This window comes from Pseudomonas yamanorum (assembly GCF_900105735.1).
In the GTDB taxonomy this organism is placed as follows: Bacteria; Pseudomonadota; Gammaproteobacteria; order Pseudomonadales; family Pseudomonadaceae; genus Aquipseudomonas; species Aquipseudomonas yamanorum.
Genome location: NZ_LT629793.1, coordinates 2,435,688 through 2,451,487 on the forward strand (window position 1 = coordinate 2,435,688; position 15,800 = coordinate 2,451,487).

The 15,800-nt window shown below is 60.6% G+C and carries 18 protein-coding genes and 1 pseudogene; 9 read left to right on the forward strand and 10 right to left on the reverse strand.

Annotated features, from left to right (window positions below; translation table 11 throughout):
• Window positions 1-72 precede the first annotated feature (72 nt).
• Complete coding sequence (rimJ, locus tag BLU46_RS11765; RefSeq protein ID WP_093201843.1) at window positions 73-657, forward strand: ribosomal protein S5-alanine N-acetyltransferase; 585 nt, start codon at window positions 73-75, stop codon at window positions 655-657.
• 30 nt (window positions 658-687) lie between these two features.
• Here the strand turns inward: rimJ and BLU46_RS11770 are convergent, their stop codons facing one another.
• On the reverse strand, window positions 688-1,578 hold the full coding sequence (locus BLU46_RS11770; RefSeq protein ID WP_231988896.1) for a bifunctional helix-turn-helix transcriptional regulator/GNAT family N-acetyltransferase: 891 nt from the start codon (window positions 1,576-1,578) through the stop codon (window positions 688-690).
• Between the two features lie 193 nt (window positions 1,579-1,771).
• On the opposite strand from BLU46_RS11770, the gene ggt reads away from it, so the two are divergent.
• From ggt to BLU46_RS11790, 4 genes are all read left to right on the forward strand, one after another.
• Window positions 1,772-3,598 (forward strand): gamma-glutamyltransferase, encoded by a 1,827-nt coding sequence (gene ggt / locus BLU46_RS11775; protein ID WP_093201853.1) that lies wholly within the window; start codon window positions 1,772-1,774, stop codon window positions 3,596-3,598.
• A gap of 23 nt (window positions 3,599-3,621) precedes the next feature.
• Window positions 3,622-4,344: a polyphenol oxidase family protein gene (locus tag BLU46_RS11780; RefSeq protein WP_093201857.1), complete on the forward strand. Its 723-nt coding sequence runs from the start codon at window positions 3,622-3,624 to the stop codon at window positions 4,342-4,344.
• A gap of 159 nt (window positions 4,345-4,503) precedes the next feature.
• The gene (locus BLU46_RS11785) at window positions 4,504-4,827 is read left to right on the forward strand and encodes a transcriptional regulator (protein WP_093201861.1); all 324 of its coding nucleotides are present in this window, start codon (window positions 4,504-4,506) and stop codon (window positions 4,825-4,827) included.
• Window positions 4,814-5,128 carry a helix-turn-helix domain-containing protein gene (locus BLU46_RS11790; protein ID WP_017478621.1) on the forward strand — a complete coding sequence of 105 codons (315 nt, stop codon included), beginning with the start codon at window positions 4,814-4,816 and terminating at the stop codon, window positions 5,126-5,128. Before BLU46_RS11785 ends, BLU46_RS11790 begins: the two co-directional genes overlap by 14 nt.
• Before the next feature lie 13 nt (window positions 5,129-5,141).
• Here BLU46_RS11790 and ddlA read toward each other — a convergent pair whose 3' ends face one another.
• The 4 genes from ddlA to BLU46_RS11810 are packed head-to-tail and all read right to left on the reverse strand — an operon-like array spanning window position 5,142 to window position 7,736.
• On the reverse strand, window positions 5,142-6,236 hold the full coding sequence (ddlA, locus tag BLU46_RS11795) for a D-alanine--D-alanine ligase (protein WP_063033162.1): 1,095 nt from the start codon (window positions 6,234-6,236) through the stop codon (window positions 5,142-5,144).
• Window positions 6,237-6,279: 43 nt separating this feature from the next.
• Window positions 6,280-6,918, reverse strand: a complete 639-nt coding sequence (locus BLU46_RS11800) for a LysE family transporter (protein ID WP_063033163.1) — start codon at window positions 6,916-6,918, stop codon at window positions 6,280-6,282.
• Between the two features lie 40 nt (window positions 6,919-6,958).
• A complete protein-coding gene (locus tag BLU46_RS11805) occupies window positions 6,959-7,174 on the reverse strand; it encodes a helix-turn-helix domain-containing protein (RefSeq protein ID WP_010177071.1) in 216 nt (71 codons plus the stop codon).
• Between the two features lie 7 nt (window positions 7,175-7,181).
• Window positions 7,182-7,736, reverse strand: coding sequence for a DUF2975 domain-containing protein (locus BLU46_RS11810; RefSeq protein ID WP_093201866.1), 555 nt, complete (start codon window positions 7,734-7,736; stop codon window positions 7,182-7,184).
• A 203-nt stretch (window positions 7,737-7,939) separates the two neighbouring features.
• On the opposite strand from BLU46_RS11810, the gene BLU46_RS11815 reads away from it, so the two are divergent.
• Window positions 7,940-8,743: an AraC family transcriptional regulator gene (locus BLU46_RS11815; protein ID WP_076014932.1), complete on the forward strand. Its 804-nt coding sequence runs from the start codon at window positions 7,940-7,942 to the stop codon at window positions 8,741-8,743.
• Window positions 8,744-8,865: 122 nt separating this feature from the next.
• On the opposite strand, the gene BLU46_RS11820 is transcribed toward BLU46_RS11815, so the two are convergent.
• Complete coding sequence (locus BLU46_RS11820; protein ID WP_093201871.1) at window positions 8,866-10,236, reverse strand: MFS transporter; 1,371 nt, start codon at window positions 10,234-10,236, stop codon at window positions 8,866-8,868.
• 121 nt (window positions 10,237-10,357) lie between these two features.
• Between BLU46_RS11820 and BLU46_RS11825 the strand changes: the two genes are divergently transcribed.
• Window positions 10,358-11,242: a LysR family transcriptional regulator gene (locus BLU46_RS11825; RefSeq protein WP_093201875.1), complete on the forward strand. Its 885-nt coding sequence runs from the start codon at window positions 10,358-10,360 to the stop codon at window positions 11,240-11,242.
• A 165-nt stretch (window positions 11,243-11,407) separates the two neighbouring features.
• Here BLU46_RS11825 and BLU46_RS11830 read toward each other — a convergent pair whose 3' ends face one another.
• The 4 genes and pseudogenes from BLU46_RS11830 to BLU46_RS11840 all read right to left on the reverse strand — a co-directional run bounded on the left by BLU46_RS11830 (window position 11,408) and on the right by BLU46_RS11840 (window position 13,793).
• The gene (locus BLU46_RS11830) at window positions 11,408-11,983 is read right to left on the reverse strand and encodes a flavin reductase family protein (RefSeq protein ID WP_063033166.1); all 576 of its coding nucleotides are present in this window, start codon (window positions 11,981-11,983) and stop codon (window positions 11,408-11,410) included.
• A gap of 53 nt (window positions 11,984-12,036) precedes the next feature.
• Window positions 12,037-12,468 (reverse strand): methyl-accepting chemotaxis protein, encoded by a 432-nt coding sequence (locus BLU46_RS33505; protein WP_373568931.1) that lies wholly within the window; start codon window positions 12,466-12,468, stop codon window positions 12,037-12,039.
• Window positions 12,469-12,576: 108 nt separating this feature from the next.
• A pseudogene (locus BLU46_RS33510) lies at window positions 12,577-13,353 on the reverse strand (PAS domain-containing protein); the annotation flags it as partial.
• Window positions 13,354-13,460: 107 nt separating this feature from the next.
• Window positions 13,461-13,793, reverse strand: a complete 333-nt coding sequence (locus tag BLU46_RS11840; RefSeq protein ID WP_063033168.1) for a DUF2790 domain-containing protein — start codon at window positions 13,791-13,793, stop codon at window positions 13,461-13,463.
• 238 nt (window positions 13,794-14,031) lie between these two features.
• On the opposite strand from BLU46_RS11840, the gene BLU46_RS11845 reads away from it, so the two are divergent.
• The gene (locus tag BLU46_RS11845) at window positions 14,032-15,360 is read left to right on the forward strand and encodes an OprD family porin (RefSeq protein WP_093201884.1); all 1,329 of its coding nucleotides are present in this window, start codon (window positions 14,032-14,034) and stop codon (window positions 15,358-15,360) included.
• Window positions 15,361-15,520: 160 nt separating this feature from the next.
• The gene (locus BLU46_RS11850) at window positions 15,521-15,706 is read left to right on the forward strand and encodes a hypothetical protein (RefSeq protein ID WP_076014925.1); all 186 of its coding nucleotides are present in this window, start codon (window positions 15,521-15,523) and stop codon (window positions 15,704-15,706) included.
• The last annotated feature ends 94 nt before the right edge of the window (window positions 15,707-15,800 follow it).

Genomic DNA, 15,800 nt, shown 5'->3' on the forward strand with positions numbered 1-15,800 from the left:
GCCAGCCTGGCTGGATTCTGTACGACTGAAGCGCCAGGATAGCCCGGCTGGCAAACCACAAGAAGGTGACGCATGACATTCCCCGCTACCGGCATCAGCACTGACCGCCTCATACTGCTGGGCGCCCACCCTTCCCACGCTCGCGTCCTGCAAATGTACCTGCTGCAAAATCGCGATTTCCTGAAGCCGTGGGAGCCTTCGCGTGACGACGCCTTTTTTGAACTGGACGCCATCACCGAACGCCTCCAAGCCATGGCCGACAAAACCGCCAGCGGCGAAGCGTTGCACCTGCTGATATTCAGCCAGGACCAAATCATCGGTGCCTGCAACTTCAGCAACATCGTGCGCGGTGCGTTCCAGGCCTGCCACTTGGGTTATGCGCTGGCTGAGACCGCCCAAGGCCAGGGCCTGATGCACGAAGCGCTGACGGCGGCGATTGCCCATGTGTTCGACGCCATGCAACTGCACCGAATCATGGCCAACTACCGCACGGAGAATGAGCGCAGCGCGCGCCTGCTGGCGCGGCTGGGATTTGAACGAGAAGGTGAAGCGCGGGCGTATCTCAAGATCAACGGGGTCTGGGCCGATCATGTGTTGACCGCGTTGATCAACCCGGCGGATGTGCCTCGCAATATCCGAGTGATCTTCAGGCCGTAACGGCGCCCCGTTGACTGGGGCGCCGTTGCGTCAAACCCCTTGCCGCACAAAACACTGCTCCACCACCGACTTGCCCCACTGCTGCCCCTCCTGTTGCGACTCCAGCACAAAGCCCGCGTTTTCATAGAGCTTGCGCGCCACATCCAGGCCCTTGAACGTCCACAGCCGCACCGCCGGGAACCGGTGCTCGTCACAGAAATCCAGCGCCTCTTGCAACAGCCGTTTGCCCAAGCCTTGGCCGTGTGCCGACGGGTCCAGGATGAAGCAGCGCAAGATCGCCTCGCCGTTTTCGCCCTCGCCATCAATGGCAATCGAACCCACAATCTGCGTTCCATCCAGTACCGCCCACACTTCGTTGCGCGGGTTGGCCAGGCGTCCCATCAACTCGGCCATGTCCGCCGCCACCAGACTTTCGAACGGCTGGCCAAAATTGGCGTGTTTGGCGTAGTACTCGGCGTGCATTTGCGCGATGCGCCCAATCACCCCAGGCCGGTAGCCACGGGCAATGCTGTAGTGCCTTGTCTGCCGGGCGCCGGTGCGTTGGGTTTGCAAGGCTGCGGCGTACTGATCAAGCCCACGGCTGACGGCCTGTTGCTGTTCGCTGGACAAGTCACCAATGGCCTCGCCCACCTGGCGCCGGGCAAACGTTTCGATGTCATCTAACGTCTTTTGGCCTCGCACGGTGAGCCGCAGCTTTTTCGAACGGGCATCGTCCTCGTTGGCAAATTCTTCCAGCTCGCCCGCCTCGATCAGCTTGCGAACCATACGGCTCACCGATGATTTTTCCAGGCCCAGCAAGGTGACCAGTTCAGCCGCTGTCAGTGCGCCACGCTCGCCGATTTCAACAATCGTGTGCACCGAAGACGGTGGATAACGGCTGGCTGCCAACTTCGGCTGCATGAAACCCAGCTCTCGCACCATGAGGCGTGAGGCACAGCGGATCTGATCGATAAGGTCTGGCCTGGAACGGTTCACGGGGAAACCTCTTGCCCGAATGAGGAGGGATATAGTTGTACCGCACAACTAAATACAGATCAATCTCCCTTCTCCCAAAGCGCTGAGGTACATTCCCTACACGGACAACAGATCATTCTCAAATGAACGGAGTCATCGCGTGCTTTCGATTTTCCACCGTCAACGCCTTACCACCCTCTCGCTGATCACCGCCGCCCTCACCCTCGCCGCCTGCCACAGCGCCACCGCGCCTGAATTGCCGCCCGCCCCGGAACTCGGTTCGGGCTATCGCACCGACATGAGCACCCGCCACGCCGAGCGCCATATGGCCGCCGCCGCCAACCCGCTGGCCGCCGAAGCCGGTCGGGAAATCCTGCGCAAGGGCGGCTCGGCCATCGATGCGGCGATTGCCATGCAGGCCGTACTGACGCTGGTGGAACCACAGTCGTCCGGGATCGGCGGCGGTGCGTTCATCATGCTGTGGGACGGCAAACAGGTGCACGCCTACGACGGTCGTGAAACCGCACCGGCGGGCGCTACCGAGCGGTTGTTCCTGAAGGCCGACGGTACGCCGATGGCCTTCCCCGAGGCACAGATTGGCGGGCGGTCCGTGGCAACTCCGGGTGTGTTGCGTGCCTTGGAGATGGCCCACAAAAAGACCGGTCACCTGCAATGGGCAACCTTATTCGAGCCGGCCATTCGCCTGGCGGAACAGGGCTTCCCGATCTCGGCACGCCTGCACAGCCTGATCGCCGCCGACCGCTACATCACTCGCTCGCCGGAAATGACCGCGTACTTCCTGAACGCCGACGGCAGCCCCAAGGCCACCGGTACGCTGCTGAAAAACCCGGCACTGGCCAACGTCTTCAAACGCATCGCCAAGGAAGGGCCGGACGCGCTGTACTACGGCCCGATTGCTGAAGAAATCACCCGCAAGGTGCAGGGCAACAGCAACGCCGGCAGCCTGACGCTGACCGACCTCAAGGGTTACAGCGCGGTTGAGCGGGCGCCGTTGTGCACTGACTACAAGCGCTGGAAAGTCTGCGGCATGCCGCCACCGTCGTCCGGCGGGATCGCCATTGCGCAGATCCTCGGCACGTTGCAGGCCCTGGAAGCCCGCGACCCGCGCATGGCGCTCGCGCCGTTGAAGCCGGTGAAAAACGATTCCCCGGCAGGCCTGGAACCGGTACCCGAAGCAGTGCACCTGATCGCCGAAGCCGACCGCCTGGCCTACGCCGACCGCGCCCAATACGTGGCAGATTCGGACTACGTGCCGGTGCCGGTTGCCGGACTGATCGCTCCGAATTACCTGGCCAGCCGCGCTGCGTTGATTGGTGAGCGCAGCATGGGCGTCGCCAAGCCGGGCAAGCCGGCCGGGATTGAAGTGGCCTATGCGCCGGATCGCTCGCCGCTGCGCATTTCCACCTCGCAAGTGGTGGCAGTGGATGACGTGGGTGGCGCGGTATCGATGACCACCACGGTGGAGTCCGCATTCGGCTCCCATGTGATGGTCCAGGGCTTTTTGCTGAATAACCAGATGACCGACTTCTCCTTCATACCTGAAGAGAACGGCCAGCCGGTGGCCAACCGGATCGAGCCGGGCAAGCGCCCGCGTTCGTCCATGGCGCCGACGCTGGTGTTTGATCGTCAGAGCGGCGAGCTGGTGGCCACCGTTGGCTCGCCGGGCGGTTCGCAGATCATCGAATACGTGAGCAAATCCCTGGTGGCCATGCTCGACTGGAACCTCGACCCGCAAGCGGCCGTCGGCCTGCCCAACTTTGGCAGCCGCAACGGTGCGACCGAGCTGGAAGCCGGGTTGTTCAGTGCACCGTTGAAACAGGCGCTGAAGGACAAGGGCCACGCCCTGAGCGAAATCGACATGACCAGCGGCGCCCAGGCGATCGTCCGGGTGCGCGATGCGCAGGGCAAAGCGTCGTTGATCGGCGGGGCTGATCCACGCCGTGAAGGCGAAGCGCTGGGGGATTGAGTTGACTCACTGGAGAGCTGCGCGTGCACAAGGCAAATAACCTCGGCGCCCTTGCTGGCGTCGATCATGGGTTTTGTTCGATTGACGATCCATTGCGGCCTGACAAGGTGTTCATCTGCAAGCAGGTGCACAGCGCCACGACCATTGAATGGCGCGCGGAGCTGGCAGCCAATACGGTTGAAGCCGATGGGGTTTTCAGCCGGGATATGCAGCCGATTGCGGTGATTACCGCCGACTGCCTGCCGTTGCTGATGGCCTCGGAGGACGGGGAATTTGTCGCGGCGATACATGGCGGCTGGAAAGGACTGCAAGGCGGGATCATCGCCAATGCCATGCAACGGTTTACCGCCGAGGGTGTCGCGTTGGATCAGTTGCGGATTGCGATTGGGCCTTCGATCAAGCCTTGTTGTTATGAGGTGAGTGGTGAGTTTGTGGCGCAGTTGCAGGCGAGTCAGGGGCATTTGTGGCGGGATGGAAATGCGCCGTGGACGTTTGAGCAGCCAGGGCCACTGTTGACGCCACAGATTGCGCCGCCTGATCCGAGGCAGGATTTGAGTGCGTGGTTTGATCTGAGCCGGTACGCACTGATTTTGCTGGAGGCGGCAGGGATAAAACGTAAGCAGGTTGAGGTGAGCGAAGTGTGTACGTATTGCACCTCGCCGGCGTTTGCGAGTTATCGCAGAAGGACCCATGACAGTACGGAGAGGAAGACGTTGTTGTACTCGTGGGTTGCTCGCGCAGTGTAATGGGACGACGCCCACAGCTCTCTTAGCTATTAGCCTTAGAAAATCTGTGGGCTGTCATTTTTTGCGAAACAACGTTTCTTGAATCCCTCTCCATCCGCTGACATTTTCTGGCCCCGCCCCTTCTTGCCAGAGACTACGTCAAAGACGTAGAATTTTTGCGTGTTAACGATCATCGAGTCACCATTATTCAGCAAGCTATGGCCCGATTACTGGACCGAAGAGGAACGGGGTATTTTTATGGCTTTTCTAGCCAACCACCCCGATTCAGGTACTGTCATTCCAAGTTCTGGTGGTTGCCGAAAAGTACGCTGGAGCTTGGAAGGCCGGGGCAAGAGCAGCTCAGTACGGATCATTTACACAACGCAATTGGCGTGCGGCGCACTACTAGTTGCCTTGCTGATTTATGGCAAAGGTGCCACCGAGAATATTCCCGCGCATGTCCTCTACAAAATCGCCAAGGAGATGAACCATGCCACTCACTGAGAAACAGCTGAAGGAACGTGACGCCAAGCGCAACATCGGCGAGGAATTGCTGGCTGCCGTTATCGACGTCAAGGAAGGGCGTCATGGTCACGTCCATCACGTCGAAATTACCCAAGCGGCTGAGGCGCGCAGCAAGACCGGGTTGTCACAGCCCAAGTTTGCCGAACTGCTGGGGGTCTCTGTACGAACGCTTCAAGAATGGGAGCAAGGGCGCCGTTCTCCTTCCGGCGCAGCACGTTCCTTGCTGCACATAGCAGCCATCAGGCCAGACGTTTTTCGAGAAGTCCTCAGTAACGCCTGATGGCGTTACTGGTCTACCGGCTAATCTTCAACCCCTTACGCCCCGCATGCCGCTCCAGCGCCAGCTCGATCAACCGACTCACCAGCTCGCTGTAGCTCATGCCAGCCGCCTGCCACAACTTCGGGTACATGCTGATGCGGGTGAACCCAGGCAACGAGTTGATTTCGTTGATCAGCACCTCACCCTCATCCGTCAGAAACACATCCACCCGCGCCAGCCCGGCACAGCCCAGGGTTTCAAACGCTTCGATGGCCAACGCACGAATGCGCTCGCTGGCTTCGACACTGATGTCCGCCGGCACCACCACCTGGGCTGCCTGGTCATCGATGTATTTGCTGTCGTAGGAATAGAACCCGTCCCGCACCACGATCTCGCCACAACCGCTGGCGATGGGGTTCTCGTTACCCAGCACAGCGCATTCAATTTCCCGGCCTTTTACCGCCGACTCCACCAGCACCTTTTCATCAAACCCAAGTGCCAGCTCTACAGCAGCGTGATATTCAGCCTCGCTGCCCACCTTGCTCACCCCCACGGACGAACCCTGGTTCGCCGGTTTCACGAACATCGGCAATCCGAGTTTCTGTTGGGCGTGTTCGAAAGTGGTACGCGCCGCATTCCTGCGGTTGAGGGTAATGAACGGCGTCACGGCAATCCCGGCATCCCTCAGCAGGCGTTTGCTGATGTCTTTGTCCATGCACACGGCCGAGCCCAGCACGTCGGAGCCGACAAACGGCAGGTCCGCCATGCGCAGCAGGCCTTGCAGGCAGCCGTCTTCGCCGAGGGTGCCGTGGACGATCGGGAAAATCACGTCGACGTGTTCCAACGAGGCCTGGCTGGCGGTTTCCACCAGTTGCTGGCTGGCCTTGCCCGGCACGACCGCCAGTTCACGATTGGATTGATTGAGGGCGATCAGTGCCGGGTTTTCTTCGTTGAGCAGAAAGCCCGAGGTGTCGTTGAGGTGCCAGTGGCCGGCCTTGTCGATGCCGATCAGGATCGGCTCGAAGCGCGAACGGTCCAGCGCGTCGACGATATTACGCGCCGATTGCAGCGACACTTCATGCTCGGCCGAACGGCCACCAAAAATAATCCCTACCCGCAGCTTGCTCATGATCGGCCTCACGTTTGAAAGTAAGGCTTCTTACCATGAGCCGTCAGCGATTCGCTACCAGCGTGGCCCCGAACAGCACATAACAACCGCCGGCGAATCGGTCCAGCCACTTGCGCGAGCGGCTGTAGACGTTGGCCATCCGCTCACTGGAAAACACCAGTGCCACGCAGGTGTACCAGCTGAATGACAGCGTCGCCATGGTGATCACGGCCAGGGTCAGCAGCATCGGCGACGGTGATGGGGGCATGGTGGACGCAAAGATCGTCGCGACGAACAGCGCCGCCTTGGGATTGGACAGGTTGCCCAATAAACCCAGGCGCCAGGCGGAAAACAACGAACGCCGAGGTTCGTCGGGCAACAGGTTCTGGGCCATGGAAGGTGCCGAGCGCCGGAACAGTTTCAATCCCAGGTAAATCAGGTAGCAGCCGCCGATGATCTTGAACGCCAGGTACAGCATCGGCGCTGCGGTAAACAATGACTTGATCCCCAAGCCGCCGGCCAGGCCCCACATCACGGTGCCAGTGGCCACGCCAGCGGACGCCACTACGCCATGGCGGCGCGAGCAGCTGGCGGCCAATTGCGCCGTGTTGAAGAAGTTCGGGCCTGGCGTCACGACCGCGACGGTCCAGAGCAAGGCCAGCGACAGAAGAGGCGCGGCGTACGGCAGGCTTGGGAAAAGCATCGGTTGATCCATCCTTCAGGGAATTAAAGATCCTTGCCGTTTACAGCTCAGGTTCGGGTTCATGCACCAGCAGGTCGCCCGGCTGACACTCCAGATACTTGCAGATTGCATCCAGGGTCGCCAGCCGTATGCCCTTGACCTTGCCTTGCTTGAGCAATGACAGGTTTTGTTCGGTGATACCAATGGCGGCGGCCAGGTCCTTGGACTTGACCTTGCGCCGGGCGAGCATAACGTCCAACTCAATCACAATAGACATGCTGTTCTCAAACAAACGTACGGTTTTCAGAATCCACTTCACTGGCCTGCCACAGGATGCGCGCGATCACCGAGATGCAGCCGGCGAGAAACAGCGCCACGATGCTGGGCGGGGTAAAACTCAAGGTGAGCAGCCGCTGGCCAACCGGCTCGTTCATCGTGACCCAGACACTGAGCAAGGGCTCACACAGAAAATCCAGCAACACCCACAGTGCCACGGCCCGGCCTACTTTACCCAAGTGCTGCGCGGCGGCGCAGGAAAAATACTCCCCACGAGCATAGTTCTGGAACAGCTGGCGCAAATGATTCAAACCGGACACCAGCGCCATCAAGGGAATGCTGGAGAGCAGGACGCCGCCCAGTGTCTGCCACCAAGGGAAAGCCGCCACGATCTCCGCCCGTCCCTCGATCTGTTGACCACTCAAGGCGAAACCAAATCCGAACGAAGCGCTTTGTTGCGGGTAAAGCCACGCGGCGGTATTGAGCAGCAGTATGGCGACAATCAATAACAGGGTAAGCAATGCCATGCGCTGGCTGAGCTGGGCAAGACGTTGGGAATTCATGGGTAAGCCTCTCAGAAATTTGAGGCAGAAAAATAAACGATTAATTATCGTAAAACAATAATTTTTTAATGATTGGCGATACCTGAACACAAAACCGATACTGCCCCCCGAAATTTCAGCAGTGGCACAATCGTTCAAGACCGCAGCAGACAGCCCAGTCACACTGGGGTAACGTATTTGCGTCCCGACCTGCGACTGACACCATGATCAAACCCTCTCTCGACTGGCTGCACCGCGCGCCCCACGCCAGTGGCCTGGAGCGTATCGAGGCGTATTTTGCCGGGTTTGGCTTCGACCCTCATCGCCACGACACCTATGCCATCGGCCGTACCCTGTTCGGGGTGCAGAGTTTTCACTATCGCGGCGGCATGACCCACAGTCTGCCGGGGCGGACCATGGTGATCCATCCCGATGAAGTGCATGACGGCTGGGCCGGCAGCGAGGAAGGTTTCAAATACCGGATGATTTACGTGGAGCCGGCGCTGATCCAGCAAGTGCTCGGTGGCAAGCCGTTACCGTTTATTCCCGGCGGGCTGTCCAGCGACCCGTGGCTGTACCGCGCCAGTGAAGTGTTGCTGCAAAGCCTGGATTGCCCGATTGATCCGTTGCAAGAACAGGACGCAATGTTTGACCTGGCCCAGGCGCTGAACAATGCCTCGGGCATCACGGTCAATCGCAAGACCTTCGACTACCGCGCCGCCGAACGCGCGCGGGAATTTATCCACAGCGCCTTGGGCCGGCCGATCACCCTCGATGAAATGGCGGAGTACGCCAACCGCGACCGCTGGGCGTTGTCGCGGGATTTTCGGTTGTTGTTCGGGACCAGCCCCTATCGCTACCTGACCATGCGCCGCCTGGACCTGGTGCGCAGCTTGCTGGGCCAGGGCCAATCACTGGTGGATGCGGCACTGACCGCCGGCTTTACCGACCAGAGCCACATGACCCGGCAATTCCGCAGCACCTTCGGCATGCCGCCGTCGCGTTGGGTGAAGATGCTCGGGCGCTGAAATCCCCGCCTTGAAATGCGATCAACCTGTGGGAGCTGGCTTGCCTGCGATAGCGGTGGATCAGCTAATAAATGATTGACTGACACTCCGCCATCGCAGGCAAGCCAGCTCCCACAGTTGATTTATGTCGCTGCTGAAATCGCATTCGACTCTAGAGCTCGCTCTTTAAGCGCTAACGCCAACACCGCCCCCGCCAGGGCAATCGCCGCGCTCCACCACAACGCCAGCTCAATCCCGCTCGCCTGCGCCGCGCCCGTCGACCCGCCGGCATTCGCCAGCGACACCAGCAACGCCAACCCCAATGCGCCGCCAATCTGCTGGCTGGTGGACGCCATGCCCGCCGCCACACCCTGCTCTCCCGGGCGGATGCCCAAGCCGGCGGCCACCCACATCGCCGTCCAGGTCATGCCCTGGCCGATGCTCAGGATGAAAATCCCCGGCAGCAACGACCAGAACCCCGCCCCCTTCGGCAACGCCAGGCACACCAGGGCGATGCCCACCGCGCCCGCCAACTGGCCGCTGACCAGGGTGGTGCGCAATCCCAGGCGTGCCAACGAACGTTCCGCCAGCCAGATACCGCCGGTGCACACCAGGGTCGCCGGCAAAAATGCCAAGCCCGCCTGCAACACGCTGTAGCCATAGACCTGCTGGTAATACACCGCCAGAAAGTAGTACTGCACGCCAAAGCTGCTCATGAACACCGCCGTCAACACCATGGCCATACGCAACTCGCGATAGCCCAACAACCGCAGCGGCATCAGGGGATCACAGCCCCGGTGTTCGATCCAGGCAAACAACCCGAGCAGCGCCAGCGCCAGGGTCATGCAGCCCAGGGTCGACGGCGCCGCCCAACCCCACTCAGGGCCTTGTACCAGGGAAAACACCAGCAGCGTGCCGCCCACCGTCACGGTCAGCGCGCCGCTGATATCAAAGTTGCGCCCACGGGCCCGCTCGCCATCGGCGGGAATCCAGTAGCGCGCCGCCAGGGCGCAGGCACCCGCCAGCGGCACATTCACCAGGAATACCGCCTCCCAACCCCAGGCCTGGGTCAGCACGCCGCCGAGCAACGCGCCCAATGCCAGGCCCGCTGCCGAGGCCGCGCTCCACACCGCAAATGCACGATTACGCGCCGGCCCTTCGGCGTAATGGGTGTTGATCAGCGCCAGCGTCGCCGGGAACAACAGCGCCCCGCCCACGCCCTGTACCGCCCGGGCCAGCACCAGCAACAAGGCGCTGCCGCCGAGCACCGCCGCCAGGGAAGACAGCGCATACAGAGATTGGCCGAGGATGTACAAGCGCCGCTTGCCCAGCAGGTCTGCGGCGCGACCGCCCAGCAACAGGAAACCGCCGAACGCCACGCTGTAGGCGCTGACCACCCACTGCAATTGCTGGGCAGAAAAACCCAGGTGGCTGCCGATCTGCGGCAGCGCGACAAACACGATGGTCGCGTCGAGGGCGATGATCAGTTGCGCGGTCGCCAGCAGCAACAGCATCCAGCCTGAGGGTCGAGATAAAGACATCACAGCGTCCTGCCAAAAAGTGAGAGACGCCAGTGTCTTTCATGCCCAACAGATGATAAATAGCCTTATCTCTCTTTCAGTAATGACTTTAATCATGGATCTGAACGCTGTTCGCCTGCTGGTGCGCGTCGCCGAAACCCGTAGTTTCACTCGCGCCGCCGGAGACCTGGGGCTGACCCAATCGGGCTTGTCCCGGGCCATTTCCCGGCTGGAAAACCAGCTGGGTGTGCGCCTGCTGCAACGCAACACCCGCAGCGTCAGCCTCACTCCCGACGGCCAGATGCTGTATGAACGCAGCGCGCCGTTGCTCGCTGAACTGGCCGAAGCCGAACGACAGATGCTCGACCGCCGCGCCTCACCCTCGGGTTTGCTGAAGATCAGCACGCCCTCGTTGTTTGGCCGCAAAGTGGTGATGCCGGTGATCGGCGAACTGACTTTGCAATACCCCGAACTGCGTATCGAAGCGGTAATGACCGATCGCCTGGTGGACATCGTCGACGAAGGTTTTGATGCCTTGCTGCGCACCGGCGATATCCAGGACCAACGCCTGATCGCCCGGGCACTGCCGCCGCTGCGCTGGGTCACCGTCGCCTCCCCGGCTTATCTCGCGCGTTTTGGTACGCCGCAAACCGTCGATGAACTCAAGGACCACAACTGCCTGACCGTACGCAACCTGCGCACCAGCCGGCTGGTGGACTGGCAGTTCATGCTGGAGGGCAAGGTGCAGGACGTGAGCGTCGAGGGACGGTTGATCTTTGATATTGGCGATGCGCTGGTGGACGGCGCACTGGGCGGGTTTGGCATCGCCCAAGTGATGGATTTTGCAGTGCGGGAGGACCTGGCGGCCGGGCGCCTGGTGCCCTTGCTGGAGGATTTTGCCGGGCGCAGTCGGGCGATATCCCTGGTGTATCCGCCATCGCGGCAGTACTCACCGAAGTTGATGGCGTTTGCCGAGGCGCTCAGCAAAACCCAGTGGTAACACAACCTTTGTGGAGAGGGAGCTTGCTCCCGCTCAGCTGCACAGCAGTCGTATATCTACCGACCAAGTGTATTGGCAGGAAAGCAATGGAACCGCTTCGCGCTCCAGCGGGAGCAAACTCCCTCGCCACAAACCAGGCTCTACCGGAAGAATTCGGTACTGGGCTTAAAGCTGCCGCCCATCAATGGGCTCACCAATCGTCAGGAAATGCCCGCCCGCCACATGGTGCAAGGTACGCAGCCCATCGTGCCCGTCGAAATGCCAGCGACCGTCGCTGAACACCCGCTCATCCGCCTCGGCCGCCACGACTTCGGCGAGGAACAGATCATAGGTCTGCTGGTTATGCGGCTCCGGCAGCAACCGGCACTCCAGCCACGCCACGCAGCCTTCGAGCATCGGCGCTTCGGTGTGTTCGCCGCTGAAGGTCTGCAAGCCGTACGCCGCGAACTTGTCCGTCTCGCTGCCGGTGGTGTTGCCCACGGTCTGCACGATATCCGCCTGGGCCGCACACGGCACGTTGAGCACGAAGGTGCCGGCACCTTCCAGCAGGTGCCGGGTCCAGGTGGCCTTGTCGAGTACGACGGCGACTTTGGGCGGTTCGAAATCCAGGGGCATGGCCCAGGCAGCCGCCATGATGTTGCGCTGGCCATTGTGCGCAGCGCTGACCAGCACGGTCGGGCCGTGGTTGAGCAGGCGGTAGGCCTTGGACAGTGGGACGGGACGGCGATGGTTAGGGCTCATGGACAAAAGGCTCGGAAAAAAACCTACGATACCTCAAGCATGAGCCCCGGTGACTAGCTGCTCAGTTGATTGGCGAATTGCCCTACGGCGCTGACCACCTTCTGGGCACCGTCCTGGATCTCCACGATCACCGTGCCCGCCTCGGCCGCCAATGCCAGGCCCTGTTCGGCCTGCAGGCGGCCATCGGTCATCAGCGCCACTGCATCGCGGGCCATGTCCTGGTTCTGGCGTACCACGCCGACGATCTCCTCGGTGGCCTTGCTGGTACGCGACGCCAGTTGCCGAACCTCATCGGCCACCACCGCAAAACCACGGCCTTGCTCACCGGCGCGGGCGGCTTCGATGGCGGCGTTGAGCGCCAGCAGGTTGGTCTGCTCGGCGATGCCGCTGATGGTCTTGACGATGCTGCCGATCACCTGGGACTGGGCGTTCAGCGCTTCAATGCCGTCGCCCGCTTGCTGCATGTGCTTGGCCAGGTCGCGCATCACGTCCACCGCCTGGGTGACCACGGTGGTGCCACGCTGGGCGCTGCTGTCGGTTTGCAGCGAGGTGCTGTAGGCGATGCTGGCCGCGTCGGCCACGGCCTGTTCCTGGTTGACCTGGTCGGTGATCACGGTGGCGAACTTGACCACTTTGTACAGCCGCTCATTGGCGTCGAGCACCGGGTTATACGAGGCCTCCAGCCACACCACGCGTCCGTGGCTGTCCACGCGTTTGAAGCGGCCGGCGACGAATTCCCCGGCGTTCAGGCGTTTCCAGAACTGCTGGTACTCGACGCTGTTGGCGTCCTGCGATTCGCAAAATATCCGGTGATGTTTGCCCTGGATCTGCGCCAGGCTGTAGCCCATGCCGTTGAGGAAACGGTCGTTGGCCGTCAGCACATTACCGTTGAGGTCAAACTCGATCACCGCTGTGGAGCGCACCAGCGCGGTGATCAGGTTTTCGTGCTCGCGGGAGGCCTCGATGGTGCGGGTCAGGTCGCTGGAAAACATCGAAATATGCTTGATACGTCCGTCGCTGCTGCGCACCGGTTGCACGATGGAGCGCAACCACGCCTCGTTGCCGTTGCCCCGCGTCAGACGCACCGTACCGGCGAAATGTTCGCCCCGCACCAATGCGTTTTTGAAGCGCAGTTGAAACTCGTCCTGCTTGACGTGCGCCGGCACCAGGTCTTCGATCAAGCGGCCTTCCAGCTGGCTGCCCTGGTAACCCATCTCTTGAAGAAAGATGGCATTGACCGACTCGATACGCCCTTCGGGATCCAGGGTCAGGGTCATCATTTCGCTTTCCAGGCTCTCTCTCACTTGCTGCAGGCTGGACAATTCTTCGCGAAGAGCAGACAGCTCCTGCTTGAGACGGGTGTTGAACATGGAGGCACCGGTGGGCAAGTAAGGACGTGGGTCTGACCTGCATCGGCGCTGCCGGCATTTTCTGAAGAGCGCTTTAGTGCGTTGCTCAACTATATTTTTGCGGCCCCTCAACTGCCGTTGTTACGGCAGATGCCCATGACCTGGTACTGGAGCGTGTTGAGCTTGCCGGTGGAATCTTCATAGGTCATGCGCGACGGTACCGCGTTGCACGAACGGATCGGCGGCGTGACGTTGACCACCTTGGCAATGTCCAGCTTCATGCCGTAGCGATAGTCCTGGACCACGGGCATCGCCTTGCCTTTTTTCGCGGCATAGGCGGCCATGGCTTGCTCGTTGTTTTGCATCATCTGGGCGAAGGTGCGGTCACCGCCGCCTTCCGCCATCGCGCCGACGGAAAAGATCAGGGCCAATGCAGCGACAGTGGTTTTCAGGGTCTTCATGAGGGCGTCCTCGTCTGATTTCATTGATTGAAAGTTCAGAGCAAGAGTAACTAACCAAGCCTGTCGCAAAGTTCACCGAAAGATTACTTATCCGTTATGTCCTGTTGAAATTCCAAAATTGTAATCTGTGCGCCACCTCGTCGTTATCTAGTGTTTGCAACTATCTGCCCGGGCACCACTAAAACAAGAATGCCCCATCGATAAGAAGCTAATAGCTGCCACTACCGAGGAGCGCTACATGAGTACTAACCGTACACTTTCCCTTTCCATGATTGCCGCCCTGGCGGGGCTCACCCCGCTTTCAGGCATGGCCGTGGAAGACAAATCCGAAGGATTTATCGAAGGCAGCACCTTGAACGTGCTGGCCCGCAACTTCTACTTCAACCGGGACGATCGCAAGGGCCAGTCGAGCCCCACCGGCAATGGCTACTCGGAAGCCTGGGCCCAGGGTTTCATCGGCAAGTTCGAGTCCGGATTCACTCAGGGCTCGGTGGGCTTCGGCCTGGACGCGTTTGCGATGTATGGCCTGAAACTCGACTCCGGCACCGGCCGCAGCGGCGGCAAGGGCTCGTTCGGCGTGCTGCCGGTAGACAGCGACAACCAACCCGAGGACGGCTACAGCAAGCTCGGCGGCGCCGTAAAAATGCGCCTGCTGGATACCGTGATCAAGGCCGGTGATGTGTTCCCGCTGACCCCGGTGGTGGCCTATGGCGACTCGCGGGTGTTGCCGGAAAGTTTCCGTGGCGTCACCGCGCAAAACACCAGCGTTGAAGGCCTGAGCCTGCAGGCCGGACATTTGAGCGGTATGAGCCAGCCCACCCAAAGCGGCATGGATAAAGGCTTTGCGACGTTTTATGCGGGCAAGGTGGATTCACCCTGGATCGGCTATGCCGGTGGGGACTACCAGGTGAACAAACACCTCAGCGTCAGCCTGTACACCAGCCGCCTGAAGGATGCCTGGGACCAGTACTACTTCGGCAGCGCCGCCAGCTACCCGCTGAACGATGAGGTTTCGCTGTTTGGCGATTTCAACTATTACAAGGCGGTGGACGAGGGCAAGAAACGCCTGGGCGAGTTCGATAACAACATCTGGAGCGCCAGGATCGGGGTCAAGGTCGGCGCTCATAGCCTGGCCTTGTCCCACCAGCGCAACAACGGTGATGACGACTTCGACTACCTGCGCATGTCGGACTCGATCTTCCTCAACAACTCGATCCAGTACAGCGACTTCAACTCGCCCAAGGAACGCTCGTGGATGCTCGCCTATAACCTCGACATGCAGGCCTTCGGCATTCCCGGGCTGACCTTCATGACCCGCTACGGCAAAGGCACCGGCGCCGACTACAGCAACGCCAACGCGGTGTACATGCGCCGTGACGCGGCCGGCGACCCGTTGACCGACCAACGCCGCTGGGAGCGGGATATCGAGGCCAAGTACGTGGTGCAGGGCGGCAACTTGAAAGACCTGTCGCTGCGATTGCGCCAGGCGACGGTTCGTTCAAGTGCCTTTGAGTCGGATTTGGAAGAAGTTCGGCTGATTGTCGAATATCCGTTGGCGATTCTCTAAATGATCACAACGGCAGGTGCTTACATTCATTTGCCGTTGACTAACATCTGTTCACAATTTGAAGCCTGTCAGAACTGTAATATGCGCCTCACCTTCTCGTTAAGTTGCGATTCTTATACTGGCTACAACTAACGGCACACGCCTTATTTGGAGAACAGTCATGAAGCCCTCTCACTTGTTATTGATCAGTTTTCTCGGCGCCACTTCCAGCCTCGCATTGGCCGACGACGGTGCCGACCGTTCCCGGCAGTTCCTCGCCGAGTTCCGCCAGCAACAGCAGCAGGTCCACGGCGAACAGTCCGTGGCCGAGACCGCGCCCGCCGACGCACAGAAGCAGTCGATCTGAACGGCGCACACCGAGCACATTCATCTCTGAAGCTTTTGTGTAGCTCCTTTGGAAAGAGATGAATTTTTTACGCCCCGCATGGGGCGTTTTTTTT

Bases quoted from the DNA above. Each gene is read 5' to 3' on its own strand.
- BLU46_RS33505 (WP_373568931.1), bottom strand. From the start codon at position 12,468: ATGCGCGACCTGGCCAAGCACATGCAGCAAGCGGGCGACGGCATTGAA.
- BLU46_RS11845 (WP_093201884.1), top strand. From the start codon at position 14,032: ATGAGTACTAACCGTACACTTTCCCTTTCCATGATTGCCGCCCTGGCG.
- rimJ (WP_093201843.1), top strand. From the start codon at position 73: ATGACATTCCCCGCTACCGGCATCAGCACTGACCGCCTCATACTGCTG.
- BLU46_RS11825 (WP_093201875.1), top strand. From the start codon at position 10,358: ATGGATCTGAACGCTGTTCGCCTGCTGGTGCGCGTCGCCGAAACCCGT.
- BLU46_RS11810 (WP_093201866.1), bottom strand. From the start codon at position 7,736: ATGAATTCCCAACGTCTTGCCCAGCTCAGCCAGCGCATGGCATTGCTT.
- BLU46_RS11800 (WP_063033163.1), bottom strand. From the start codon at position 6,918: ATGCTTTTCCCAAGCCTGCCGTACGCCGCGCCTCTTCTGTCGCTGGCC.
- BLU46_RS11805 (WP_010177071.1), bottom strand. From the start codon at position 7,174: ATGTCTATTGTGATTGAGTTGGACGTTATGCTCGCCCGGCGCAAGGTC.
- BLU46_RS11790 (WP_017478621.1), top strand. From the start codon at position 4,814: ATGCCACTCACTGAGAAACAGCTGAAGGAACGTGACGCCAAGCGCAAC.
- BLU46_RS11770 (WP_231988896.1), bottom strand. From the start codon at position 1,578: ATGGTGCGAGAGCTGGGTTTCATGCAGCCGAAGTTGGCAGCCAGCCGT.
- BLU46_RS11850 (WP_076014925.1), top strand. From the start codon at position 15,521: ATGAAGCCCTCTCACTTGTTATTGATCAGTTTTCTCGGCGCCACTTCC.
- BLU46_RS11815 (WP_076014932.1), top strand. From the start codon at position 7,940: ATGATCAAACCCTCTCTCGACTGGCTGCACCGCGCGCCCCACGCCAGT.
- BLU46_RS11830 (WP_063033166.1), bottom strand. From the start codon at position 11,983: ATGAGCCCTAACCATCGCCGTCCCGTCCCACTGTCCAAGGCCTACCGC.
- BLU46_RS11820 (WP_093201871.1), bottom strand. From the start codon at position 10,236: ATGCTGTTGCTGCTGGCGACCGCGCAACTGATCATCGCCCTCGACGCG.
- ddlA (WP_063033162.1), bottom strand. From the start codon at position 6,236: ATGAGCAAGCTGCGGGTAGGGATTATTTTTGGTGGCCGTTCGGCCGAG.
- BLU46_RS11840 (WP_063033168.1), bottom strand. From the start codon at position 13,793: ATGAAGACCCTGAAAACCACTGTCGCTGCATTGGCCCTGATCTTTTCC.